Below are 23,125 nucleotides of genomic sequence, written 5' to 3'. Positions count from 1 at the left end.
AAGGTGTGACAAGCCGTAATAAATGCCTATTCACTCAAGAGAGGGACTAAGTAGCCCATTTGACCGTTATGTCAAACATTCTTCTTTACTCTCCATTACCATCCATTTACTGAGTGTTGAGATTCCCGCCGCTTCACCCTCCCCTGCCCCGAGGAGACGGGACCTGTGAGCAACCCCCGCACCGCCGATCTCTCCGCGTCCATCGCCGTATTCCTGATCGCCCTCCCCCTGTCCCTCGGCATCGCCCTGGCCACCGGCGCCCCGCTCCAGGCGGGTCTGGTGGCCGCGGCGGTCGGCGGGATCGTGGCCGCGCGGCTGGGCGGCGCCCCGCTCCAGGTGAGCGGCCCCGCCGCCGGACTCACCGTCGTCACCGCCGAACTGATCCAGCGTTACGGCTGGCGCACCACCTGCGCCATCACCGTGCTCGCCGGCGTCTGCCAGCTGGGTCTCGCCCTGCTGCGCACGGCCCGGTCGGCGCTGATGGTCAGCCCCGCCATCGTCCACGGCATGCTGGCCGGCATCGGTGTGACCATCGCGCTCGCCCAGCTGCACATCGTGCTCGGCGGCAGCCCGCAGAGCTCGGCCGTGGACAACGTCCTCGGACTGCCCGCCCAGTTGGCGAATCCGCATCCGGCCGCCCTCGGGGTCAGCGCGCTGACCCTGCTGGTGCTGCTGTCCTGGCCGCGGCTGCCCGGACGGGCCGGCCGGGCCCTGCGGAAGATCCCCGCGGCCCTGGCCGCGGTGGCCACCGCCACCGCCGGCGCCGCCCTGGCCGGACTCACCCTGCCCCGGGTGGACCTGCCGTCCTGGAGCAGCCACGCACTGCCCGAGATGCCCGAGGGCCCGGTGCTGGGCCTGATCGCCGCGGTCCTGACGATCACCCTGGTCGGCAGTGTGGAGTCGCTGCTGTCCGCGGTCGCCCTCGACAAGCTGATCGCGAGCGAGCGGGACACCGCGAGCCGCCCGCCGCGAGCCGACCTCGACCGCGAACTGCGCGGGCAGGGCGCGGCCAACATCGTCTCCGGCGCCCTCGGCGGACTGCCCGTCACCGGTGTGGCCGTGCGCAGCGTGGCGAACGTCAAGTCGGGGGCGGCCACCCGCCGGTCCTCGATCCTGCACGGCGTCTGGGTGATGCTCGCGGCGGCGCTGCTGGTGCCGGTGCTCGATCTGATCCCGCTGGCCGCGCTGGCCGCGCTGGTGATGGCGGTCGGGGTGCAGATGGTGAACATCACCCATCTGCGGAGCGTCACCCGGCACCGGGAGATCGTGGTCTATCTGACCACCATCGTGGCCGTGGTGCTCGGCGGGGTGCTCGAAGGGGTCGCGATCGGGATCGCCGTGGCGGTGGCCGTGGCCCTGCACCGGCTGGCCCGGACCCGGATCACCCTGGAGGAACAGGACGGGGTCCACAAGGTCTGCGCGCGCGGGCAGTTGACCTTCCTTGCGGTGCCGCGGCTGAGCCGGGTGCTCGGCCAGATCCCGCATCACGGGCACGCCGTGGTCGAGTTGGACGGCTCCTTCATGGACCACGCCGCCTACGAGACCCTGCACGACTGGCAGGACTCCCACCGGGCACACGGCGGTTCGGTGGAGGTCACCGGTCGCTCCGGGGCCCGGATCGGCGAGCAGCAGGGCGAGGGCGGACGCGGCGCGCACCAGTGCTGCCGCCCCTGGACCCCCTGGCAGAACCACTGCGACCAGCGGCCCGAGGAGCCGGCCGAGCCGCCCCGCGACGCCCGTGGCCGGCTGGCCAGCGGTATCAGCGCCTTCCAGCGCGACACCGCCCCGCATGTCCGGGACGAGCTGGCCCGGCTGGCCCGGGAGGGTCAGCGGCCCTCCCAGCTGTTCCTGACCTGCGCCGACTCCCGGCTGGTCACCAGCATGATCACTTCCAGTGGTCCGGGGGACCTGTTCACCGTCCGCAACGTCGGCAACCTGGTGCCGCTGCCCGGGGCCGAGTCCGGGGACGATTCGGTCGCCGCCGCCATCGAGTACGCGGTGGACGTGCTGGAGGTGGACAGCATCACGGTCTGCGGCCACTCCGGCTGCGGGGCGATGCAGGCCCTCCTCAACTCGGCGCCCGGCGAGCCGGGGACACCGATGACCCCGCTGCGCCGCTGGCTGCGGCACGGGCAGCCCAGCCTGGCCCGGATGGTCAGCCGGCACCACGCCTGGGCGCGGATCTCCGGGCGGCTGCCGGCCGACGCGGTGGAGCAGCTGTGCCTGACCAACGTGGTGCAGCAGCTGGAGCACCTCAAGGCGCACGAGTCGGTGGCCCGCCGGCTCGCCGAGGGCACCCTGGAGCTGCACGGGATGTACTTCCACGTGGGCGAGGCGCAGGCCTATCTGCTCTCCGAGGGGATGGACTTCTTCGACTGCCGGGTCTTCGACAGCGTGGTTCCGGCCGATCGGAGCCCGTCGGCGGCACCGGCGCCCGCCTGAACCGATACGCTCCGGTATCCGTGCCATCGGATGGCCCCCTCCCGCACTCGGCTGCGGGAGGGGGCCATCCGTTTCTGCGGACCCACCCCTAAAAGGTCTAAACCAATTTCCGGTTACCCCTTGTCACCCGGGCATCCGCCTGATGAGCTATGCCCGGGACACAACGGACACCCTGGGAAAGGGAGATGTCGTGAGCAACGAAAGCCTGGCCAACCTGCTCAAGGAGGAGCGGCGATTCGCGCCGCCCGCCGCGCTGGCCGCCGCCGCGAACGTCACGGCGCAGGCGTACGAGCAGGCGGACAGCGACCGGCTGGGCTTCTGGGCCGACCAGGCCCGGCGGCTGCACTGGGCCACCGAGCCGACCGAGACGCTCGACTGGACCAACCCGCCCTTCGCGAAGTGGTTCGCGGACGGCAAGCTGAACGTCGCCTACAACTGCGTGGACCGCCATGTGGAGGCCGGACACGGCGACCGCGTCGCCATCCACTTCGAGGGCGAGCCCGGCGACAGCCGGACGATCACCTACGCCCAGCTCAAGGACGAGGTGTCGCGGGCCGCGAACGCCCTCACCGAGCTCGGCGTGCAGGCCGGCGACCGGGTCGCCGTCTACCTGCCGATGATCCCCGAGGCCGTCGTCGCCATGCTGGCGTGCGCCCGGGTCGGCGCGGCCCACTCGGTGGTCTTCGGCGGCTTCTCCGCCGACGCCGTCGCCTCCCGCATCCAGGACGCCGACGCCAAGCTGGTCATCACCGCCGACGGCGGCTACCGGCGCGGCAAGCCCAGCGCCCTCAAGCCGGCCATCGACGAGGCCGTCGCCAAGTGTCCGCAGGTCAAGAACGTCCTGGTGGTCCAGCGCACCGGCCAGGACACCGCCTTCACCGAGGGCCGCGACGTCTGGTGGCACGAGCTGGTCGGACGCCAGTCCACCGAGCACACCCCGCAGGCCTTCGACGCCGAGCACCCGCTGTTCATCCTCTACACCTCGGGGACCACGGGTAAGCCCAAGGGCATCCTGCACACCTCCGGCGGCTACCTCACCCAGGCGGCCTACACCCACCACGCGGTCTTCGACCTCAAGCCGGAGACCGACGTCTACTGGTGCACGGCCGACATCGGCTGGGTCACCGGGCACTCCTACATCGTCTACGGGCCGCTCGCCAACGGCGCCACCCAGGTCATGTACGAGGGCACCCCGGACACCCCGCACCAGGGCCGGTTCTGGGAGGTCGTCCAGAAGTACGGGGTCACCATCCTGTACACCGCGCCGACGGCCATCCGGACGTTCATGAAGTGGGGCGACGACATCCCCGCGAAGTTCGACCTGTCCTCGCTGCGGGTCCTCGGGTCGGTCGGCGAGCCGATCAACCCCGAGGCCTGGGTCTGGTACCGCAAGCACATCGGCGGCGACCGCTGCCCGATCGTGGACACCTGGTGGCAGACCGAGACCGGCGCGATGATGATCTCCCCGCTGCCGGGGGTGACCGAGACCAAGCCGGGCTCCGCCCAGCGCGCCCTGCCGGGCATCTCCGCCACCGTGGTGGACGACGAGGCGAACGAGGTCCCGAACGGCGGTGGCGGCTACCTGGTCCTGACCGAGCCGTGGCCCTCCATGCTGCGCACCATCTGGGGCGACGACCAGCGGTTCGTCGACACCTACTGGTCCCGTTTCGAGGGCAAGTACTTCGCCGGCGACGGCGCCAAGAAGGACGAGGACGGGGACATCTGGCTGCTGGGCCGGGTGGACGACGTCATGCTGGTGTCGGGCCACAACATCTCGACCACCGAGGTCGAGTCCGCCCTGGTCTCGCACCCCGCGGTCGCCGAGGCGGCGGTGGTCGGCGCCGCCGACGAGACCACCGGCCAGGCCATCGTCGCCTTCGTCATCCTGCGCGGCACCGCCTCGGAGGACGACTCGCTGGTCGCGGAGCTGCGCAACCACGTGGGCGCCACCCTGGGCCCGATCGCCAAGCCCAAGCGGGTCCTGCCGGTGGCGGAACTGCCGAAGACCCGCTCCGGCAAGATCATGCGCCGGCTGCTGCGCGATGTGGCGGAGAACCGGGCGGTCGGTGACGTCACCACGCTGGCCGACTCCTCGGTCATGGACCTGATCCAGACGAAGCTGCCGAGCGCTTCCAGCGAGGACTGACCGGCCCCGCCGGAGGCGGGGCGGAGACGAGGGGGACATCCGGGCGGGCGCGCCGGATGTCCCTTTCGCGCATAAAGTGTGATCACCGCACCAAGCGGCGCCCCCTCGTGGCCCACCCTGTAGCGTAGGGAAAACGTCAAGAACCACAGGTGCGCCGGGAAGTCTGGTCGGCAAGATCGTTTGTCGTACCCGCCGACCGACCCGGAGGTGCCCGCCGTGGCCACGCCCAGCCCCACCGACCCCCAGAGCCGCAAGCTCCTCGGACGCCTCTCGCTCCCCGAGCGTCGGTTCGTGGCCAACGCCCTGCGCACCGAGACCGTCGGCGGCGTCCTGCTGCTGATCGCCGCCATCGCCGCCGTGGTCTGGGCGAACGTCCCCGCCATCAGCGACAGCTACCGCTCCGTCATCGGCTTCCACATCGGCCCCTCCGCCCTGGGCCTGGACCTCTCGCTCCAGCACTGGGCCGCCGACGGACTGCTGGCGATCTTCTTCTTCGTGGCCGGTATCGAGCTCAAGCGCGAGCTGGTGGCCGGGGACCTCAAGGACCCCAAGGCGGCCGCCCTCCCGGTGATCGCCGCGCTCTGCGGCATGGCCGTCCCCGCCCTGGTCTACGCGGTCGTCAACCTCACCGGCGGCGGCTCCATGGACGGCTGGGCCGTGCCCACCGCCACCGACATCGCCTTCGCCCTCGCCGTGCTCGCGGTCATCGGCACCTCGCTGCCCTCCGCCCTGCGCGCCTTCCTGCTCACCCTGGCCGTGGTGGACGACCTATTCGCCATCATGATCATCGCGGTGTTCTTCACCAGCGAGATCGACTTCGCCGCCCTCGGCGGCGCCCTCGTCGGCCTCGCCCTGTTCTGGTTCCTGCTCCGCCGGGGGGTCCGCGGCTGGTACGTCTACGTCCCGCTGGCCCTGGTCGTCTGGGGCCTGATGTACAACAGCGGGGTGCACGCCACCATCGCCGGCGTGGCCATGGGCCTGATGCTCCGCTGCACCCGCCGGGAGGGCGAGGAGCACTCCCCGGGCGAGCACATCGAGCACCTGGTCCGGCCCGTGTCCGCCGGACTCGCCGTCCCGCTGTTCGCCCTGTTCTCGGCCGGGGTCTCGCTCTCCGACAAGGCGGTCGCCGAGGTCTTCACCCGCCCCGAGACCCTCGGTGTGGTCCTCGGTCTGGTCCTCGGCAAGACCCTCGGCATCTTCGGCGGCACCTGGCTGGCCGCCCGCTTCACCAAGGCCGAGCTGAACGAGGACCTGGCCTGGCCGGACGTGTTCGCGGTGGCCTCGCTGGCCGGCATCGGCTTCACCGTCTCCCTGCTGATCGGCGAACTCGCCTTCGCCGAGGATCCGGCCCTCACCAGCGAGATCAAGGCGGCCGTGCTCATCGGCTCGCTGATCGCCGCCCTGGTCGCCTGCGTCCTGCTCAAGCTCCGGGACCGCAAGTACCGCGCGCTGACCAGCGCCGAGGAGCGCGACGAGGACGGGGACGGCATCCCGGACATCTACGAGGAGCACAACCCGGAGTACCACCTCCGGATGGCCGCCATCCACGAGGCGAAGGCCGCCGAGCACCGGCGCAGGGCCGAAGCGGCCGCCCGGCCGAGCACTGGTTCAGGCACCGGTTCGGGCATCGGCTCCGGCACCGGGTCCGGCACCGGCCCCGCGCGTCCGGCATCATCTGACTGACGCACAGGACAGGACGACAGAGGGAGAGCGCGATGAGCAACGAGGACCAGGGGCTGCAAGGAGCCGAGCGCACACTCGGCCAGCTGGTCTCCTCGGCCACCGCCGAGATGTCCGCCCTGGTGCACGACGAGATCGCCCTCGCCAAGGCGGAGATCCGCCAGGACGTGCGCCGGGTCGGCATCGGCGGCACCGCCCTCGGCGTCGCCGGGGTGCTGGCGCTGTTCTCCCTGCCGGTGCTGAGCTTCGCCGCCGCCTACGGCATCCACAACCTGGGGCTGGGCCTGGCCTGGTCCTTCCTCATCGTGGGCGTGGCCTTCCTGCTCCTCGCCACCCTGCTGGGGCTGCTGGCGGTCGCCAAGTTCAAGAAGGTCAAGCCGCCGGAGAAGAGCATCGCCTCCGTCAAGCGGACCGCGGCCGTGGTGGGAACCGTGAAGCCGCACCCGAGGCCGGTCAGTGACAAGGCCGTGGGTGTGGCACGCTCGTCGTCATGACAGCGACCGCCCCGGACCCCAGCAGCCCGCCGACCGCCTCGTCGGCCGTACGGATCGCGATCCCCGGCGGGCGCCAGGTCATCCACCGGGACGTGGCCGCCAACGGCGCCCGGTTCCATGTCGCCGAACTGGGCGACGGACCGCTGGTGCTGCTGCTGCACGGCTTCCCGCAGTTCTGGTGGACCTGGCGGCACCAGCTGACCGCCCTCGCGGACGCCGGGTTCCGCGCGGTGGCCATGGACCTGCGCGGGGTCGGCGGCAGCGACCGCACCCCCCGCGGCTACGACCCGGCCAACCTGGCCCTGGACATCACCGGGGTCGTACGGTCCCTCGGCGAGCCGGACGCCGCGCTCGTCGGCCACGACCTGGGCGGCTACCTGGCCTGGACCGCGGCCGTGATGCGGCCCAAGCTGGTCCGCCGGCTGGTGGTCTCCTCCATGCCCCATCCGCGCCGCTGGCGCTCGGCCATGCTCTCGGACCCGGCGCAGAGCAGGGCCGGCTCCCATGTGTGGGGGTTCCAGCGGCCCTGGATCCCGGAGCGCCAACTGCAGGCGGACGGCGGCGCGCTGGCCGGCGAGCTGATCCGGGACTGGTCCGGCCCCCGGCAGCCCGTGGAGGAGGACCTGGAGGTCTACCGGAGGGCCATCTGCATCCCCTCCACCGCGCACTGCTCGATCGAGCCCTACCGGTGGATGGTCCGCTCGCTGGCCCGGCCGGACGGCATCCAGTTCAACCGGCGGATGAAGCGCCCGGTGCGGGTGCCCACCCTCCATCTGCACGGCTCGCTGGACCCGGTGATGCGCACCCGGAGCTCCGCCGGCTCCGGGGAGTACGTCGAAGCCCCTTACCGCTGGCGGCTGTTCGACGGCCTCGGGCACTTCCCGCACGAGGAGGACCCGGAGGCCTTCTCCACCGAGCTGGTGAACTGGCTGAAGGACCCCGAACCCGACCGCTGACGGTCCGGCAGAACCCCGCCCGACGGCTCGCACACGCGCACGAGGATCGATCAATTGCCCGGCGCATAGGCCAATTGGCCCTCCGGAACGCGGTTACCGACCTTGGGGCCCGGGCAGAGGTCGAAGTATGGGCTGGACGCACGACTACGGTGAATCCGCACGCGAAACCCGCTCGGCCACGACGCCGGGCACCCGCGACAGGGCGGTCCGACGGGGGCACGACCCCCGTCTCGGGATCCCCCTCATCCTGCGCCGCCGGGCCCGCTGGGTCTCGGCCCGCATCCGGCATCAGCGCACATGACCCCAGGGGCGCACCCGGTACGCCCGGCGTGCGCGCTCCGTCCCGGGCCCGGGGTCCGGCGGCGGGGGATCCGGCGAGCAGCCCCGAACACGGTCCGGCGAAGAGCCGGCGGAGGCCGGCCGGTCAGAGGGCGCAGCCCTGGCTGTCCACCCGCTGACGGGCCGTCGAGCCGATCCGGATGTCGTCCCGGATCTCGTCGACCGTGAGGGCGTAGCCGGTGTCCGGGTCGTCGAGCGACTTGGCGAACACCACTCCGTACACCTTGCCCTCGGGGGTGAGCAGCGGTCCGCCGGAGTTGCCCTGACGGACCGTCGCGTACAGCGAGTAGACGTCGCGGCGCACGGTGCCCCGGTGGTAGATGTCCGGTCCGTTGGCGTTGATCCGGCCGCGGACCCGGGCGGCCCGGACGTCGTAGGCGCCGTTCTCCGGGAAGCCGGCCACGATCGCGTCGCTGCCACCGGTGGCGTCCTCCTCGGTGAACTCCAGCGGTTCGGCCTTCAGTCGGGGCACGTCCAGGACGGCGATGTCGCGCTCCCAGTCGTAGAGCACCACCCGGCCGTCGTAGAGCCGGCCCTCGCCGCCGACCTGGACGGTCGGTTCGCCGACCCCGCCGACCACATGGGCGTTGGTCATGACCTTGCCGGGGGCGAAGACGAAGCCGGTGCCTTCGAGGACCTTGCTGCAACCGGGGGCGGTGCCGACCACCTTGACGATGGAGCGTTTGGCGCGCTCGGCCACCCGGCTGTTGGCCAGGGCCGGATCGGGCGGCCGGACCTCGGTGATGGGCTCGTTGGAGAACGGGCTGAACACCTGGGGGAAGCCGTTGCGGGCCAGGGTGGAGCTGAAGTCCGAGAACCAGGTGTCGGCCTGGTTCGGCAGGATCCGGGAGACCCCCAGCAGCACCTTGGAGTTGCGGACCTCCTTGCCGAGGGTGGGCAGCGAGGTCCCGGCCAGGGCGGAACCGATCAGCCACGCCACCAACAGCATGGCCACCACGTTCACCAGGGCGCCGCCGGTGGCGTCCACCACCCGGGCCGGTGACCAGGTGATGTGGCGTCGGACCCGGTTGCCCAGATGGGTGGTGAGGGCCTGGCCCACCGAGGCGCAGACGATGATCACGACCACGGCGGCGATCACCACGGGGGTGGACACCTGGTTCCCGTTGTCGGTCACCTTGTCCCAGACCAGCGGGAGCAGGGACACGGCGACGAGGCCACCGCCGAGGAAGCCGATCACCGACAGGATGCCGACGACGAACCCCTGGCGGTAGCCGACGATCGCGAACCACACGGCGGCGACCAGCAACAGGATGTCCAGCACGTTCACGTGGGCCACCGTCTCATGCGCGCCAGTCCAACGGGACCTCACGTGATCGGTCCCACGGCAGTTCCCACCCGGCGAAGTGCAGCAGCCGGTCGATCACCCCGGCGGTGAAACCCCAGACCAGGGCGGATGCCACGGTGAAGGCCGGTCCCTGGTGGCCGCCCGGATGGACCACGGTGACCCGGTGCGCCGGGTCCGTGAGGTCCGCCACGGGCACGGTGAACACGCGGGCGGTCTCGGCCGGGTCCACGGCGCCGACCGGGCTGGGGGTGTGCCACCAGCCCAGCACCGGGGTCACCACGAACTCGCTGACCGGGATGTAGAGGCTGGGCAGCACCCCGAAGAGCTGGACCCCGGCCGGGTCCAGGCCGGTCTCCTCCTCCGCCTCGCGCAGGGCGGCCCGCAGCGGGCCGGTGGTGGCCGGGTCCCCGTCCTCGGGGTCGAGGGCACCGCCGGGGAAGGAGGGCTGGCCGGCGTGCGAGCGGAGGGTGCCGGCACGTTCCATCAGCAGCAGCTCGGGCCGGCCGTCGGCGCCCTCGCCGAAGAGGATCAGTACGGCGGACTGCCGGCCGCGGCCGTCGGCCGGGGGCAGGAACCGGCTGAGCTCCCGGGGGCGCACGGTCCGGGCGGCCCGCTCCACGGGCTCCAGCCAGCCGGGCAGCCCCTGGGCACTGACGCGCACCGGCGCCGGTACCGGCCCGGGGCCCGGCACCGGGTCCGGCCGGGGCGTCGCGTGGGGCTCGCCGGCCCCCGTCCCGTAGGGCTCGCCCGCCGCCGTCCCGTACGTCCCGCCCGTGCCCGTCTCGGCGGTCAGACCGCTCCGCTCGGCTCCTGTCATGCGCACCCCGTTCGTACCGCCGTGCCGCTCGTACCGCCCGTACCCGCAGCAACGCGGGCCGGGGCCCATTTCGTTCCGGCGGGCCCCGGCCCGCGCGTGTCTCAGTCGGCGGCCGCGCCCAGCGGGGCGGCCGGCCGGCCCGGGTAGTCGGCGGGCGGGCTCAGCCGCTGGCCCGGGTGTCCGCCCATCTCGTACTTGAGGAGCTTCTTCGCCTTCTCCGGGTCGGTCTCGCCCTCGCCGTAGGCCGGGCACAGCGGGGCGATCGGGCAGGCCCCGCAGGCGGGTTTGCGGGAGTGGCAGATCCGGCGGCCGTGGAAGACCACCCGGTGGGAGAGCATGGTCCACTCGCTCTTGGGGAAGATCGCGCAGATCTCCGCCTCGACCTTCTCCGGGTCCTCCTGCTCGGTCCACTTCCACCGCCGGACCAACCGCCCGAAGTGGGTGTCCACGGTGATCCCGGGGACCCCGAAGGCGTTGCCCAACACCACGTTGGCGGTCTTGCGGCCCACCCCGGGCAGCGTGACCAGGTCCTCCAGCCGTCCCGGCACCTCGCCGTCGAACCGGTCCCGGAGCGCCGCCGACAGCCCCAGCAGGGACTTCGCCTTCATCCGGAAGAACCCGGTCGGCCGGATCAGTTCCTCCAGCTCCTCCGGAACGGCCGCCGCCATGTCCTCGGGGGTCGGGTACTTCGCGAACAGCGCGGGGGTGGTCTGGTTCACCCTCAGGTCGGTGGTCTGCGCCGACAGCACGGTCGCGACCAGCAGTTCGAAGGAGTTCCGGAAGTCGAGCTCCGGATGGGCATAGGGATAGATCTCGGCCAGTTCACGGTTGATCTTCCGGGCGCGCCGCACCATCGCCAGATGGGTCTCGGGCTTCGGCGCCGCCTTGCGGCCCTTGCTGTCTGCCATGACCGAAGGCTACGCCGCGTGATCGCGGCCGCGCCGTGCCACCGGGCGAATTCGCCTGGCGTGAGGGGCCTCGATCCCGCCCGCCCCGCCTGCCACCGAGGCCGAGGTCGTCCAGGAGCCACCCCCGCCGGCTGACGCCCGGTCACCCGCTTGGGCTTTCGCACAGCCCTCTTGGCCGAATCTTTACCTCGGGAGCCGCTTCGGGGGGCACCAACCCCCTGTTCGCCCACAGCTGAATCACCGAGGATGGTCACTCCCGCAAACCCCTTGGCCTGTGGTCCCACAGGCCTCTTGGACACTCCATCGGCCCACGCGCGGGCCATGACACCCGGCCGGACCTCCGGTAACACCGCACAGCACACTCGCGCGTCCGGCATCCTTGTGATTGATCGCACTGTTTGTAGCGTCCGGCAAAATAGGGGAGCACGGTCCCCAGAGCCGGTCGACATAGGAGAGAGACTCGTGGACGACGTTCTGCGGCGCGCCCCGCTCTTCGCGGCGCTCGATGACGAGCAGGCCGCGGAGCTCCGCGCCTCCATGGGCGAGGTGACCCTCGCACGCGGTGACGCCCTGTTCCACGAGGGCGACCCCGGCGACCGGCTCTACGTGGTGACCGAGGGCAAGGTGAAGCTGCACCGCACCTCCCCCGACGGCCGCGAGAACATGCTGGCCGTCCTCGGCCCCGGTGAGCTGATCGGCGAGCTGTCGCTCTTCGACCCGGGCCCGCGCACCGCCACCGCCACCGCGCTGACCGAGGTCAAGCTCCTCGGCCTGGGCCACGGCGACCTCCAGCCCTGGCTCAACGCCCGGCCCGAGGTGGCCACCGCCCTGCTGCGCGCCGTCGCGCGCCGGCTGCGCAAGACCAACGACCAGATGTCCGACCTGGTCTTCTCCGATGTGCCGGGCCGGGTGGCCCGCGCCCTCCTGGACCTGTCCCGCCGCTTCGGCGTGCAGTCCGAGGAAGGCATCCACGTCGTCCACGACCTGACCCAGGAAGAGCTGGCGCAGCTCGTCGGCGCCTCCCGCGAGACGGTGAACAAGGCCCTGGCCGACTTCGCCGGTCGCGGCTGGCTCCGGCTGGAGGCCCGCGCCGTGATCCTGCTGGACGTGGAGCGGCTGGCGAAGCGCTCGCGCTGACGCCGGCCCGCGCCGAGGCGCGGAACAGCGGAGAAGGGGCCCCGCCGGAACGGCGGGGCCCCTTCCGCGTACCCGGGACCCGCACGCACCCCCGCACTCCCCCTGCCCCGGCCCCCTGCCCCGGCACCGGCCCCCTGCACCGGCCCGACACGCCCGCGACACGCCCGGCCCGCTCCGCCACGCGGGCCGGATTTCCGGCGGCTCCGGCGCCGGTGCCCGGGCGGGCCGGCCGCACCCGGGCACAGTGGACCGCATGGAGCACCGAGGACTGGACGGACAGGGGTTCATCGAGCGCGAGGGCGACCTGGGCCGGGTGCCCGCCGGGTTCCGGCCGCCGGTCGCCGCGGCCCGCACCCGGATCGCCGAGGCGTACGGCCGCCGACTGCACAGCGCCTACCTCTACGGATCCGTGCCGCGCGGCACCGCCCGGCCCGGCCGCTCCGACCTGAACCTGCTGCTCGCCCTGCGGCAGCAGCCGGACCAGCGGGACCGGGACATCGCCGAGGTCCTCTCCCGGGGCCTCGACCAGGACTTCGAGGTCATCGACGGAGCCGAACTGCTGCTGCGCTCCCGGGAGAGCCTGCTGAGCGAGCAGGAACGTTACGACACGGGCTGGTTCCTGGCCTGCCTGTGCACCCCGCTGCTCGGCCCCGACCTCGCCGAGCACCTCCCCCGCTACCGGCCGGACGCCCTGCTGGCCCGGGAGAGCAACGGGGACCTCGCCGCTGTGCTGCCCGTCTGGCGGGCCCGGGCCGAGGCCGCCCGCACCGACGCCGAGCGGCGCCGGCTGGTCCGGCGGTGCGCCCGCCGGCTGGTCCGTACCGGCTTCACCCTGGTGATGCCCCGCTGGGGCGGCTGGACCAGCGACCCGGTGGAGTCCGCCGAGGTCTTCGGCCGCTACCACCCGGAGCGGGCCGCCCAGATGCGGGCCGCGGCGGCCCAGGCCCTGGACCCCGTCGGGGACCCGGCGGTCCTGCGGGGCTACGTCGAGGACCTCGGCCCCTGGCTCGCGGACGAGCACAGCGCCCGCTACGGCACCAGGAGCCCCCGCGACACCCCGGAGACGGCCGGTCCCACGGTCTGAGCGGTCTAGTCGGGGCGCCCCGGGATCAGCCCGTGCTCGCGCAGGTACTCCAGCTGGGCCCGGACGGACCATTCGGCGGCCGGCCACAGCGAGCGGTCCACGTCCGCGTACACCCGGGCGACCACGGCCGCGGCGGTGGTGAGCCCGTTCTCCACGGCCGTCTCCACCTGGGCCAGCCGGTGCGCCCGGTGCGCGAGGTAGTACTCCACCGCCCCCTGCGCGTCCTGGAGGACCGGGCCGTGCCCCGGCAGCACCGTGTGCACCCCGTCGTCCACGGTCAGCGAGCGCAGCCGGCGCAGCGAGTCCAGATAGTCGCCCAGCCGGCCGTCGGGGTGGGCGACCACGGTGGTGCCCCGGCCCAGGATGGTGTCCCCGGTCAGCACCGCCCGGTCGGCGGGCAGATGGAAGCAGAGCGAGTCGGAGGTGTGGCCGGGGGTGGCGACCACCCTCAGTTCCAGTCCGCCCACCCGGACGGCCTGTCCGGCGGCCAGTCCCTCGTCACCGAGCCGCAGCGCCGGGTCCAGGGCCCGGACCTTGGTGCCGGTGAGTTCCGCGAAGCGGCCGGCGCCCTCCGCGTGGTCCGGGTGGCCGTGGGTGAGCAGGGTCAGCGCGATCCGCTTGCCGGCCGCCTCCGCGGCGGCCACGACCGCGCGCAGGTGCCCTTCGTCCAGCGGTCCGGGGTCGATGACCACGGCGAGCTCGGAGTCCGGTTCGGAGACCAGCCAGGTGTTGGTGCCGTCGAGGGTCATCGCCGAGGCGTTGGGCGCCAGCACGTTGACCGCGCGCGCGGTGGCCGGCCCGGACTCGACGACTCCGCGGGGCTGGCCGGGCAGGGCGGCGGCATCGGTCACCGGGGCTCACCGTCCGTCCGGACCCGCTTGGTGAACTCCTCGTGGCCGGGCCAGCTGAGGACCAGCTCGCCGTTCTCGAACGCGGCGCGGGCCAGCACCGGGGCCAGGTCCTGTCCGGGGGCGGCGGCCAGGGCGGCGGCGGCCGTGGCGTACGGCTGGAGGGAGCGCAGGGTGGAGATGGTGGGCGGCATCATCAGCAGCTCGCCCTTGTCGTAGCCGGCGGCCGCGTCCCCGGGCCGGGTCCACACGGTCCGGTCGGCCTCGGTGGAGGCGTTGCGGGTGCGCTGGCCCTCGGGGAGCACGGCGACGAAGAACCAGGTGTCGTAGCGGCGCGGTTCGAACTCGGGGGTGATCCAGCGGGCCCAGGCGCCGAGCAGGTCGGAGCGGAGCAGCAGGCCGCGCCGGTCGAGGAACTCGGCGAAGGACAGCTCCCGGGCGACCAGCGCCTGCCGGTCGGCCTCCCAGTCGTCCCCGGTGAGGTCGGGGATCAGGGTGCCGTCGGCGGGGCCGGCGAGCAGCACCCCGGCCTCCTCGAAGGTCTCCCGGACGGCTCCGCAGACGATGGCCTGGGCGGTGGCCGGGTCGGTGCCCAGCCGGTCGGCCCAGTCCTGGAGGGAGGGTCCGGCCCAGCCGATCCGGTGGTCCTCGTCGCGCGGGTCGACTCCGCCGCCGGGGTAGGCGTACGCCCCTCCGGCGAAGGCCATGGAGCTGCGGCGGCGCAGCATGTGGACGGCGGGGCCGTCGGGGGTGTCGCGGAGCAGCATCACGGTGGCGGCGCGTCTGGGGGCCACCGGGGTGAGCGAGCCGTCCGCGAGGGCGCGGATCCGGTCGGGCCACTCGGGCGGGTACCACTGGCCTCCGGCGGGCCGGCCGGGCGGCTGGGCGGAGGGACCGTGCTGACCATTGGACATGGCGGGATGCTACGGCCATCCGGCCCGATGTTCGAGGGCCGGCCGCGGGCCGCGGTACGGGCCCGCGGCCGGGCGGTGCGCGAACGCCGAGGCGCCCGGCACCTCCGGTGCGGGCCTGCCGCACGGGGGAGGTTCGGGCGCCTCGGAAAAACCGGGGGTACGAGGTGGGACGAGGGAGAACGAGGGGGGACGGCCGTCAGCCGGAGACCTCGACCTGGAACTCCACCTCGACCGGGGCGTCCAGCGGGAGGACGGCCACGCCGACCGCGCTGCGGGCGTGCACGCCCTTCTCGCCGAGGACCTCGCCGAGCAGCTCGCTCGCCCCGTTCAGGACGCCCGGCTGACCGGTGAAGTCGGGGGCCGAGGCGACGAAGCCGACGACCTTGACGATCCGCACGATCCTGTCGAGGTCACCGACCACGGACTTGACGGCGGCCAGGCCGTTCAGCGCGCAGACCGCGGCCAGTTCCTTGGCCTGCTCCGCGGAGACCTCGGCGCCGACCTTGCCGGTGACCGGCAGGGAGCCCTTCACCATCGGGAGCTGGCCCGCGGTGTAGACGTAGTTCCCGGAGCGCACGGCCGGCTGGTAGGCGGCCAGCGGCGGGACGACCTCGGGCAGGGTCAGCCCGAGCTCGGCGAGCTTCGCCTCGACCGCGCTCATGCCTTCTCCCGCTTGAGGTAGGCCACGAGCTGCTCGGGGTTGTTCGGGCCGGGCACGACCTGGACGAGCTCCCAGCCGTCCTCGCCCCAGGTGTCCAGGATCTGCTTGGTGGCGTGGACCAGCAGGGGAACGGTCGCGTATTCGAACTTCTTGGTCATGGGGCCGAGCGTAGTGCCTGTGGCCGGTGCCGCCCGCCCGCCCGAACATCGGCGGGGGGAAGGAATTAGGCTCGTGGGCTGTGAGCAGGCTCCAGGTGGTCAGCGGCAAGGGCGGAACCGGGAAGACCACGGTCGCCGCGGCACTCGCGCTGGCCCTCGCGCGCGAGGGCAGGCGGACACTTCTGGTGGAGGTGGAGGGCAGGCAGGGCATCGCGCAGCTCTTCGGGGCGGAGGCGCTCCCGTACGAGGAGCGGAAGATCGCCGTGGTTCCGGGCGGCGGGGAGGTCCACGCGCTGGCCATCGACGCCGAGCGGGCGCTGCTGGACTACCTCCAGATGTTCTACAAGCTGGGCTCCGCCGGGCGGGCCCTGAAGAAGCTCGGGGCGATCGACTTCGCCACCACGATCGCGCCGGGGCTGCGGGACGTCCTGCTGACCGGCAAGGCCTGCGAGGCGGTGCGCCGGAAGGACAAGGCGGGCCGGTTCGTCTACGACCACGTGGTGATGGACGCGCCGCCGACCGGCCGGATCACCCGGTTCCTGAACGTCAACGACGAGGTGGCGGGGCTGGCCCGGTTCGGGCCGATCCACAACCAGGCGCAGGCGGTGATGGGGGTGCTGAAGTCCCCGGAGACCGCGGTGCACCTGGTGACGCTGCTGGAGGAGATGCCGGTGCAGGAGACCGTGGACGGGATGGCGGAGCTGCGGGAGGCCGGGCTCCCGCTGGGCCGGGTGGTGGTCAACATGGTCCGGCCGCACCATCTGGACGGCGGTGCGCTGCGGGCCGCGTCCGGGGAGCGGCGGGCCGCGGTGGCGGCGGCGCTGGCCCGGGCGGGGCTGACCGGCTCCCGGCACGGTGGGCCGGCCGAGCGTCTGGTGGGTCCGCTGCTGGAGCAGGCGGCGGAGCACGCCGAGCGGGTGGAGCTGGAGCGCGCGCAGCGCGGCGTGCTGGCCGGGCTGGACGTGGCGGCGTACGAACTGCCCCTGCTGGGGCGGGGCATGGACCTGGCCGGGCTGTACGAGCTGGCGACCGAGCTGCGCAAGCAGGTGGGGGAGGAATGATGGCCGAGGTCGTGACGGCGGCGGCGGACATGGACACCCCGCCGGTGCTGGCGGTGGACGCGCTGCTGGACGATCCGAAGACCCGGATCGTGGTGTGCTGCGGGGCGGGCGGGGTGGGGAAGACCACCACGGCCGCGGCGCTGGGGGTGCGGGCGGCGGAGCGCGGGCGGCGGGTGGTGGTGCTGACCATCGATCCGGCGCGGCGGCTGGCCCAGTCGATGGGGATCGACTCGCTGGACAACACCCCCCGGCGGGTGGCCGGGGTGGGCGGCGGGGACGCCGGGGGCGAGCTGCACGCCATGATGCTGGACATGAAGCGGACCTTCGACGAGATCGTCGAGGCGCACGCGGACGCGGAGCGGGCCCGGGCGATCCTGGACAACCCCTTCTACCAGTCCCTGTCGGCCGGTTTCGCCGGCACGCAGGAGTACATGGCGATGGAGAAGCTGGGGCAGCTGCGGGCCCGGGACGACTGGGACCTGATCGTCGTGGACACCCCGCCGAGCCGGTCCGCGCTGGACTTCCTGGACGCGCCGAAGCGGCTGGGGTCCTTCCTGGACGGGAAGTTCATCCGGGTGCTGATGGCCCCGGCGAAGGTGGGCGGCCGGGCCGGGATGAAGTTCCTGAACGTCGGCATGTCGCTGATGACGGGGACGCTCAGCAAGCTGATGGGCGCTTCGCTGCTGAAGGACGTGCAGACCTTCGTGGCGGCGATGGACACCATGTTCGGCGGGTTCCGGACCCGCGCGGACGCCACGTACCGGCTGTTGCAGGCTCCCGGCACGGCCTTCCTGGTGGTGGCGGCGCCGGAGCCGGACGCGGTGCGCGAGGCGGCGTACTTCGTGGAACGGCTGGCCGCGGAGCGGATGCCGCTGGCGGGCCTGGTGCTGAACCGGGTGCACGGCAGCGGTGCCGCGGGGCTGTCCGCGGAGCGGGCCCTGACCGCCGCGGAGAATCTTGAAGAAGGCGGCATTGTCGATCAGGAGTCCGGGAAAGCTGGAGATCGTGGCTCGGACGCGGACACTCCCCCTGACGCGGACGGGCCCACGGTGGACGAGCTGACCGCGGGACTTCTGCGTCTGCACGCCGAGCGGATGCAGGTGATCGCGCGCGAGCGGCGCACGCGGGACCGCTTCACCTCGCTGCATCCCGAAGTGGCGGTGGCCGAGGTGGCCGCCCTGCCCGGCGATGTGCACGACCTCGCCGGGCTGCGGGCCATCGGTGAACGACTCGCGGCTGCCGGATCACGGCCGGCCGAGGGTCGGTAATCGGTAGGCGTACGTCCGCGGCTATCCGGCCGCGGCGTAGGTTTCGTACGCGATGTCCACGTCAGCGTCGACATCCACGGTGAGGATGCCGGTGCTGCGCTCGTATTCCGTGCGCGCGGTTTCGAGCAGCCGTCGCCAGGAGGTGACGGTGGGACGCCTGCGCAGCAGCGCACGCCGTTCCCGCTCGGTCATTCCGCCCCACACGCCGAACTCGACGCGGTTGTCGAGTGCGTCGGCCAGGCATTCGGTCCGCACCGGACATCCGGTGCACACCGCCTTGGCCCTGTTCTGTGCTGCTCCTTGAACGAACAGTTCATCCGGATCGGTAGTGCGGCAGGCTGCCTGCGCACTCCAGTCGGTAACCCAGCCCATGCCGGCGCCGTCCTCTCCCGAATCGAGGCTCCCCCACGGCGGTAGCGGCATATTCACCGCTGCCAGTTGAGGACGTTACGGAAGGTCGACAGAGTGCAACACCCCCGACGGGCCCAATCTTGAATGGTCCGAACGGACTATGGGTAAGCGGCAGATCACCCGACGGAGTGATCGAGCGACATGCCCGACCTATCCGGCAATTCGGGTGGAATCCCCGGGGGGCCAACAGAGGGAGGCGCGAGATTCGGACATCAGTCCACCCCATTCGGGAAGGGTGAAAATCAAGCCGAGGGGTTGATACGGCACCACACTGCTGTGACAGTTGAGAGCAGCTTAGGCCAAGGCATTCGTGTGTGTCCGGCGAATGAGAACGTAGGCTGCCCCCATGGCAAAGAAGCGCTCGGGCGGAGGGCTCTCGGGGAGTCAGCAGGCCGCCAAGTTCCTCGGTGTGTCCGTTCTGTCCGGAGTTGTACTGGCCGGCATCGCGATCCCGGGTGCCGGCGCCCTCGGTCTGGCGGCGAAGGGCACGGTCGAGGGGTTCGACGAGATCCCGGCCAATCTCAAGACCCCGCCGCTGAGTCAGCGCACCACGATCCTGGACTCCGAGGGTGGCGTGATCGCCTCCGTCTACTCGCGCGACCGGCAGGTGGTCCCGATCACCGCCATCTCCCCGTACATGCAGAAGGCCATCGTCGCCATCGAGGACTCCCGGTTCTACGAGCACGGCGCGATCGACCTCAAGGGCATCCTGCGCGCGGTCAACCGCAACGCGCAGGAGGGCGGCGCGGCCCAGGGCGCGTCCACCCTCACCCAGCAGTACGTGAAGAACGTCTTCGTGGAAGAGGCCGGCGACGACCCCGGCAAGGTCCGCGAGGCCCAGCAGAAGAGCCTGGGCCGCAAGATCCGCGAGCTGAAGTACTCGATCCAGGTCGAGGAGGAGCTCGGCAAGAACAAGATCCTTGAGAACTACCTCAACATCACCTACTTCGGCCAGCAGGCGTACGGCATCGAGTCCGCGGCCCGCCGCTACTTCAGCAAGCCCGCCAAGGACCTGTCCCTGGAGCAGGCGGCCCTGCTGGCCGGCCTGGTGCAGTCGCCCAGCCGGTACGACCCGGTGAACGACTCCACCGAGGCCATGAACCGCCGGAACGTGGTCCTCCAGCGGATGGCCGACGTCAAGGACATCTCCCAGGCGCAGGCCGACGCGGCGAAGGCCAAGCCGGTCAAGCTGAAGGTCACCAAGCCGCGCAACGGCTGCATCACCGCGGTCAAGGGCGCCGGCTTCTTCTGCGACTACGTCCGCGCGACCTTCCTCTCCGACCCGGTCTTCGGCAACACCCGCGAGGAGCGCGCCAAGATCTGGAACCAGGGCGGTCTGACCGTCCGCACCACCCTGGACCCGCAGTCCCAGGACTCGGTGAACGAGTCGATCAAGGACCATGTCGACCAGGACGACAAGGTGGCCACCGCCGTCACCCTGGTCCAGCCGGGCACCGGCAAGGTGATGGCCATGGGCCAGTCGAAGCCCTACGGCTTCGGCAAGAACGAGACCCAGATCAACTTCTCCGTGGACAAGCGGATGGGCGGCTCCAACTTCGGCTTCCCCACCGGCTCCACCTTCAAGCCGTTCGTGGCCGCGGCCGCCATCGAGCGCGGGCTCCCGCCGACCAAGACGTACGCCTCGCCGTACGAGATGGAGTACCCGAGCCCGGTCCAGACCTGCAGCGACAAGATGTGGGTCAACAACTCCGGCGACACGGTGGAGAACGAGAAGGAGTCCGAGGTCGGCCCGTACGCCATGCGGGAGGCCATGGCGATGTCGGTCAACACCTACTTCGTCGAGATGATCAGCGACATGGGCCTCTGCCCGCTCGCCGAGATGACCACCAAGCTCGGCGTGATCCCGGCCGACGGCACCAAGCTGAAGCAGGTCCCGGCCATCTCCCTGGGCACCGAGGGCATGTCCCCGCTGACCATGGCCAACGCCTACGCGGCCTTCGCCAACCGCGGCACCTACTGCACCCCGATCGCCATCGAGTCGATCACCGACTCGCACAACAAGGCGCTGGCGGTGCCGAAGAGCAAGTGCCAGCGGGTGATGTCGGAGAACACCGCCGACACCATCAACACCCTGCTGCTCGGCGTGGTCGACTCCGGCACCGGTCGGCAGTCGGGCCTGACCGACCGGCAGAGCGCGGGCAAGACCGGTACCACCGACGAGCGCTACAACGCCTGGTTCGTCGGCTACACCCCGAACATGTCCGGGGCCACCTGGGTCGGGTCCGGCGGCTCCCGGCAGGTCTCGATGGAGAACATCACCATCGGCGGCGAGTACTACGACAAGGTCTTCGGCGGCGGTCTGCCCGGCCCGATCTGGAAGCAGGCCGTGGGCGGCGCGCTGTCCGGCCGCGAGGTGAAGAACTTCGTCACCGTGCACGTACCGGAGTCCACCCCGCCGGCTCCCGGCGGCCGCGGCAAGCCGAACCGTCCGGGCAAGCCGAACGACAACAACAAGCCGGGTGACAACCGGCCCGGCGGCACCACCGACGGCGGCGGGAACGGCGGCAACGGCGGCGGCGGCCGACCGGGTGGCGGCGGCAACGGCGGCGGGAACAACGGGGGCAACGGCGGGGGCGGCAACGGCGGCGGCCAGATCGACCCGTTCCCCGGCATCACCCTGGACCCGGGGGTCATCGGCGGCGGCCGCTGACCCACCCGGACCGAACACAGCAGAAGAGAGGAGGGGCCCCGGCCGGTCGGCCGGGGCCCCTCCTCCGCTGTCCGTCCGGGGTCAGGCCAGGAGCTGCTTGACGACGGCGGCGACCCGCCCGCCCTCGGCCAGCCCGGCCACCTTCGGGTTCACGATCTTCATCACGGCGCCCATGGCCCGCGGCCCCTCGGCACCCGCCGCCCGGGCCTCCTCGACGGCCTGGCCCACGATCTCCCGCAGCTCCTCGTCGGTCAGCTGCTTCGGCAGGTACTCGTCCAGCACCCTGCCCTCGGCGATCTCCCGCTCCGACTGCTCGGCCCGACCGCCCTGCGCGAAGGCCTCCGCGGCCTCCCGGCGCTTCTTCGCCTCCTTGGCGATCACCTGGAGCACCTCCGCGTCGGAGAGCTCACGGGCGGTCTTGCCCGCGACCTCCTCCTTGGTGATCGCGGAGAGGGTCAGCCGGAGGGTGGACGAGCGCAGCTCGTCACGCGTCTTGATGGCGGTGGTGAGGTCGTCCTGCAGCTTGGCCTTGAGCGTGGTCATGCTTCGAGTCTGCCAGGTGGCCCCCCGATGGCGCCCACTCGTTTTCCGGTTCCCCGCCGTCTGCGACGATGTGTCCATGCGCGCGCGTTACGGAGTACCCCTGAAAATCGCCGCCGGCATCGCCGCGGCCGGGGCTGCCGGAGTGGCCTATGCCGCCGGTTTCGAGGCCCGGTCGTTCCGACTGCGCCGGGTGACCGTACCGGTCCTCCCGCCCGGGATGCGCCCGCTGCGGGTCCTGCAGGTCTCGGACATCCACATGGTGAGCGGCCAGCACAAGAAGCGGGCCTGGCTCCAGTCCCTGGCCGGCCTGCGCCCCGACTTCGTGGTCAACACCGGCGACAACCTGTCGGACACCGAGGGCATCCCCGAGCTGCTGGACTCCCTCGGCCCGCTGATGGAGTTCCCCGGGGTGTACGTCTTCGGGTCGAACGACTACTACGGCCCCCGGCTCCGCAACCCCGGCCGCTACCTCCTGGAGAAGGCACAGGGCCGGCACGGGCTGAACGGCAACAAGCCGGTGGTCGGCGCCGTCCACAACCGGTGGGAGGAGATCCGGGACGCCTTCGACTCCGCCGGCTGGCTGAACCTCACCAACACCCGGGCCCGCCTCAAGCTCCACGACCTCGACCTCGCCTTCACCGGCCTGGACGACCCGCACATCAAGCGCGACCGCTACGAACAGGTCGCCGGCGGCCCCGACCAGGCCGCCGACTTCACGATGGCCGTGGTCCACGCCCCGTACCTGCGGACCCTGGAGTCCTTCACCGCGGACGGCTACCCGCTGATCCTCGCCGGGCACACCCACGGCGGCCAGCTGTGCGTCCCCTTCTACGGCGCCCTGGTCACCAACTGCGACCTGGACACCGACCGGGTCAAGGGCCTCTCCACCCACGAGACCGGCGGCCACCGCTCCTACCTGCACGTCTCGGCCGGCTGCGGCACCAACCGCTACACCCCGGTCCGCTTCGCCTGCCCCCCCGAAGCCACCCTGCTGACCCTGACCCCCCGCCCCCACTGACCCGGCCCCACCCCCCGGCGAGCCCCGCGAAAACCGGATTTCGTCTCCGGCCGCCGGTCCGCTAAAGTAATCGATGTCGCCAGGGCAGCACAGCCGCCAGGGCAACAATCGGGGTGTAGCGCAGCTTGGCAGCGCGCTTCGTTCGGGACGAAGAGGTCGTGGGTTCAAATCCCGCCACCCCGACAGAGTAAGACCAGGTCAGCCACCTACTCATCGAGTAGGTGGCTGACCTGTTTTGGGCTGCGCCTTCAGCTCGCCGGGGG

20 protein-coding genes and 1 tRNA gene are annotated in these 23,125 nt (G+C 72.0%); 12 read left to right on the top strand and 9 right to left on the bottom strand.

Features of this window, described 5'->3' with window-relative positions; all coding sequences use genetic code 11:
- The first annotated feature begins 165 nt into the window (after positions 1-165).
- The 5 genes from ACZ50K_RS17795 to ACZ50K_RS17775 all read left to right on the top strand — a co-directional run bounded on the left by ACZ50K_RS17795 (position 166) and on the right by ACZ50K_RS17775 (position 7,718).
- Positions 166-2,442, top strand: a complete 2,277-nt coding sequence (locus tag ACZ50K_RS17795) for a bifunctional SulP family inorganic anion transporter/carbonic anhydrase (protein ID WP_468903691.1) — start codon at positions 166-168, stop codon at positions 2,440-2,442.
- 142 nt (positions 2,443-2,584) lie between these two features.
- Entirely contained in the window at positions 2,585-4,588 is a 2,004-nt protein-coding gene (gene acs, locus ACZ50K_RS17790) for an acetate--CoA ligase (protein WP_468903689.1), read from the top strand.
- Between the two features lie 216 nt (positions 4,589-4,804).
- Positions 4,805-6,271 carry a Na+/H+ antiporter NhaA gene (gene nhaA / locus ACZ50K_RS17785; RefSeq protein ID WP_468903687.1) on the top strand — a complete coding sequence of 489 codons (1,467 nt, stop codon included), beginning with the start codon at positions 4,805-4,807 and terminating at the stop codon, positions 6,269-6,271.
- Positions 6,272-6,303: 32 nt separating this feature from the next.
- Complete coding sequence (locus ACZ50K_RS17780) at positions 6,304-6,762, top strand: phage holin family protein (protein ID WP_468903685.1); 459 nt, start codon at positions 6,304-6,306, stop codon at positions 6,760-6,762.
- On the top strand, positions 6,759-7,718 hold the full coding sequence (locus ACZ50K_RS17775; RefSeq protein WP_468903682.1) for an alpha/beta fold hydrolase: 960 nt from the start codon (positions 6,759-6,761) through the stop codon (positions 7,716-7,718). Before ACZ50K_RS17780 ends, ACZ50K_RS17775 begins: the two co-directional genes overlap by 4 nt.
- Before the next feature lie 424 nt (positions 7,719-8,142).
- On the opposite strand, the gene ACZ50K_RS17770 is transcribed toward ACZ50K_RS17775, so the two are convergent.
- From ACZ50K_RS17770 to nth, 3 genes are all read right to left on the bottom strand, one after another.
- Positions 8,143-9,345 carry a MarP family serine protease gene (locus ACZ50K_RS17770; protein WP_468903680.1) on the bottom strand — a complete coding sequence of 401 codons (1,203 nt, stop codon included), beginning with the start codon at positions 9,343-9,345 and terminating at the stop codon, positions 8,143-8,145.
- 13 nt (positions 9,346-9,358) lie between these two features.
- Positions 9,359-10,180: an NUDIX hydrolase gene (locus ACZ50K_RS17765; RefSeq protein WP_468903678.1), complete on the bottom strand. Its 822-nt coding sequence runs from the start codon at positions 10,178-10,180 to the stop codon at positions 9,359-9,361.
- 101 nt (positions 10,181-10,281) lie between these two features.
- Complete coding sequence (gene nth, locus ACZ50K_RS17760; protein ID WP_468903675.1) at positions 10,282-11,088, bottom strand: endonuclease III; 807 nt, start codon at positions 11,086-11,088, stop codon at positions 10,282-10,284.
- 462 nt (positions 11,089-11,550) lie between these two features.
- Between nth and ACZ50K_RS17755 the strand changes: the two genes are divergently transcribed.
- Both ACZ50K_RS17755 and ACZ50K_RS17750 read left to right on the top strand, forming a co-directional pair.
- The gene (locus ACZ50K_RS17755; protein WP_003981529.1) at positions 11,551-12,225 is read left to right on the top strand and encodes a Crp/Fnr family transcriptional regulator; all 675 of its coding nucleotides are present in this window, start codon (positions 11,551-11,553) and stop codon (positions 12,223-12,225) included.
- 253 nt (positions 12,226-12,478) lie between these two features.
- Complete coding sequence (locus ACZ50K_RS17750) at positions 12,479-13,309, top strand: nucleotidyltransferase (protein WP_468903674.1); 831 nt, start codon at positions 12,479-12,481, stop codon at positions 13,307-13,309.
- Positions 13,310-13,314: 5 nt separating this feature from the next.
- Here ACZ50K_RS17750 and ACZ50K_RS17745 read toward each other — a convergent pair whose 3' ends face one another.
- The 4 genes from ACZ50K_RS17745 to ACZ50K_RS17730 form a co-directional block, all read right to left on the bottom strand.
- Entirely contained in the window at positions 13,315-14,160 is an 846-nt protein-coding gene (locus ACZ50K_RS17745; protein ID WP_468903672.1) for an MBL fold metallo-hydrolase, read from the bottom strand.
- Positions 14,157-15,071 (bottom strand): NUDIX hydrolase, encoded by a 915-nt coding sequence (locus tag ACZ50K_RS17740; RefSeq protein ID WP_468903670.1) that lies wholly within the window; start codon positions 15,069-15,071, stop codon positions 14,157-14,159. The genes ACZ50K_RS17745 and ACZ50K_RS17740 overlap by 4 nt, the downstream gene beginning before the upstream one ends.
- Before the next feature lie 196 nt (positions 15,072-15,267).
- A complete protein-coding gene (locus ACZ50K_RS17735; RefSeq protein WP_468903667.1) occupies positions 15,268-15,732 on the bottom strand; it encodes a RidA family protein in 465 nt (154 codons plus the stop codon).
- The gene (locus ACZ50K_RS17730; RefSeq protein WP_007264966.1) at positions 15,729-15,890 is read right to left on the bottom strand and encodes a DUF4177 domain-containing protein; all 162 of its coding nucleotides are present in this window, start codon (positions 15,888-15,890) and stop codon (positions 15,729-15,731) included. The genes ACZ50K_RS17735 and ACZ50K_RS17730 overlap by 4 nt, the downstream gene beginning before the upstream one ends.
- Positions 15,891-15,970: 80 nt before the next feature.
- Here ACZ50K_RS17730 and bagA point away from each other — a divergent pair, with 80 nt between their 5' ends.
- Together bagA and bagB are read left to right on the top strand one after the other, a co-directional pair.
- Positions 15,971-16,951, top strand: a complete 981-nt coding sequence (bagA, locus tag ACZ50K_RS17725) for an ATPase BagA (RefSeq protein WP_468903664.1) — start codon at positions 15,971-15,973, stop codon at positions 16,949-16,951.
- Positions 16,951-18,219, top strand: coding sequence for an ATPase BagB (gene bagB / locus ACZ50K_RS17720; RefSeq protein ID WP_468903999.1), 1,269 nt, complete (start codon positions 16,951-16,953; stop codon positions 18,217-18,219). The genes bagA and bagB overlap by 1 nt, the downstream gene beginning before the upstream one ends.
- A 21-nt stretch (positions 18,220-18,240) precedes the next feature.
- Here the strand turns inward: bagB and ACZ50K_RS17715 are convergent, their stop codons facing one another.
- The gene (locus tag ACZ50K_RS17715) at positions 18,241-18,591 is read right to left on the bottom strand and encodes a WhiB family transcriptional regulator (RefSeq protein WP_468903662.1); all 351 of its coding nucleotides are present in this window, start codon (positions 18,589-18,591) and stop codon (positions 18,241-18,243) included.
- Between the two features lie 385 nt (positions 18,592-18,976).
- On the opposite strand from ACZ50K_RS17715, the gene ACZ50K_RS17710 reads away from it, so the two are divergent.
- The gene (locus tag ACZ50K_RS17710; RefSeq protein WP_468903660.1) at positions 18,977-21,301 is read left to right on the top strand and encodes a transglycosylase domain-containing protein; all 2,325 of its coding nucleotides are present in this window, start codon (positions 18,977-18,979) and stop codon (positions 21,299-21,301) included.
- A gap of 81 nt (positions 21,302-21,382) precedes the next feature.
- Here the strand turns inward: ACZ50K_RS17710 and ACZ50K_RS17705 are convergent, their stop codons facing one another.
- A complete protein-coding gene (locus tag ACZ50K_RS17705) occupies positions 21,383-21,844 on the bottom strand; it encodes a GatB/YqeY domain-containing protein (protein WP_468903658.1) in 462 nt (153 codons plus the stop codon).
- A 76-nt stretch (positions 21,845-21,920) separates the two neighbouring features.
- Between ACZ50K_RS17705 and ACZ50K_RS17700 the strand changes: the two genes are divergently transcribed.
- Positions 21,921-22,862, top strand: coding sequence for a metallophosphoesterase (locus tag ACZ50K_RS17700; RefSeq protein WP_468903656.1), 942 nt, complete (start codon positions 21,921-21,923; stop codon positions 22,860-22,862).
- Between the two features lie 109 nt (positions 22,863-22,971).
- Positions 22,972-23,045 (top strand) — tRNA-Pro (locus ACZ50K_RS17695).
- The last annotated feature ends 80 nt before the right edge of the window (positions 23,046-23,125 follow it).

The sequence above is a fragment of the Streptomyces sp. NPDC033845 genome (assembly GCF_055576225.1).
This window is presented reverse-complemented; position numbering and strand designations above follow the sequence as displayed.

What these genes read in the sequence shown, in the direction of transcription:
- acs (WP_468903689.1), top strand. Translation starts at nt 2,585, where the DNA reads ATGAGCTATGCCCGGGACACAACGGACACCCTGGGAAAGGGAGATGTC.
- ACZ50K_RS17780 (WP_468903685.1), top strand. Translation starts at nt 6,304, where the DNA reads ATGAGCAACGAGGACCAGGGGCTGCAAGGAGCCGAGCGCACACTCGGC.
- ACZ50K_RS17775 (WP_468903682.1), top strand. Translation starts at nt 6,759, where the DNA reads ATGACAGCGACCGCCCCGGACCCCAGCAGCCCGCCGACCGCCTCGTCG.
- ACZ50K_RS17765 (WP_468903678.1), bottom strand. Translation starts at nt 10,180, where the DNA reads ATGACAGGAGCCGAGCGGAGCGGTCTGACCGCCGAGACGGGCACGGGC.
- nth (WP_468903675.1), bottom strand. Translation starts at nt 11,088, where the DNA reads ATGGCAGACAGCAAGGGCCGCAAGGCGGCGCCGAAGCCCGAGACCCAT.
- ACZ50K_RS17750 (WP_468903674.1), top strand. Translation starts at nt 12,479, where the DNA reads ATGGAGCACCGAGGACTGGACGGACAGGGGTTCATCGAGCGCGAGGGC.
- ACZ50K_RS17740 (WP_468903670.1), bottom strand. Translation starts at nt 15,071, where the DNA reads ATGTCCAATGGTCAGCACGGTCCCTCCGCCCAGCCGCCCGGCCGGCCC.
- ACZ50K_RS17735 (WP_468903667.1), bottom strand. Translation starts at nt 15,732, where the DNA reads ATGAGCGCGGTCGAGGCGAAGCTCGCCGAGCTCGGGCTGACCCTGCCC.
- ACZ50K_RS17730 (WP_007264966.1), bottom strand. Translation starts at nt 15,890, where the DNA reads ATGACCAAGAAGTTCGAATACGCGACCGTTCCCCTGCTGGTCCACGCC.
- bagB (WP_468903999.1), top strand. Translation starts at nt 16,951, where the DNA reads ATGGCCGAGGTCGTGACGGCGGCGGCGGACATGGACACCCCGCCGGTG.
- ACZ50K_RS17715 (WP_468903662.1), bottom strand. Translation starts at nt 18,591, where the DNA reads ATGGGCTGGGTTACCGACTGGAGTGCGCAGGCAGCCTGCCGCACTACC.
- ACZ50K_RS17710 (WP_468903660.1), top strand. Translation starts at nt 18,977, where the DNA reads ATGGCAAAGAAGCGCTCGGGCGGAGGGCTCTCGGGGAGTCAGCAGGCC.
- ACZ50K_RS17705 (WP_468903658.1), bottom strand. Translation starts at nt 21,844, where the DNA reads ATGACCACGCTCAAGGCCAAGCTGCAGGACGACCTCACCACCGCCATC.
- ACZ50K_RS17700 (WP_468903656.1), top strand. Translation starts at nt 21,921, where the DNA reads ATGCGCGCGCGTTACGGAGTACCCCTGAAAATCGCCGCCGGCATCGCC.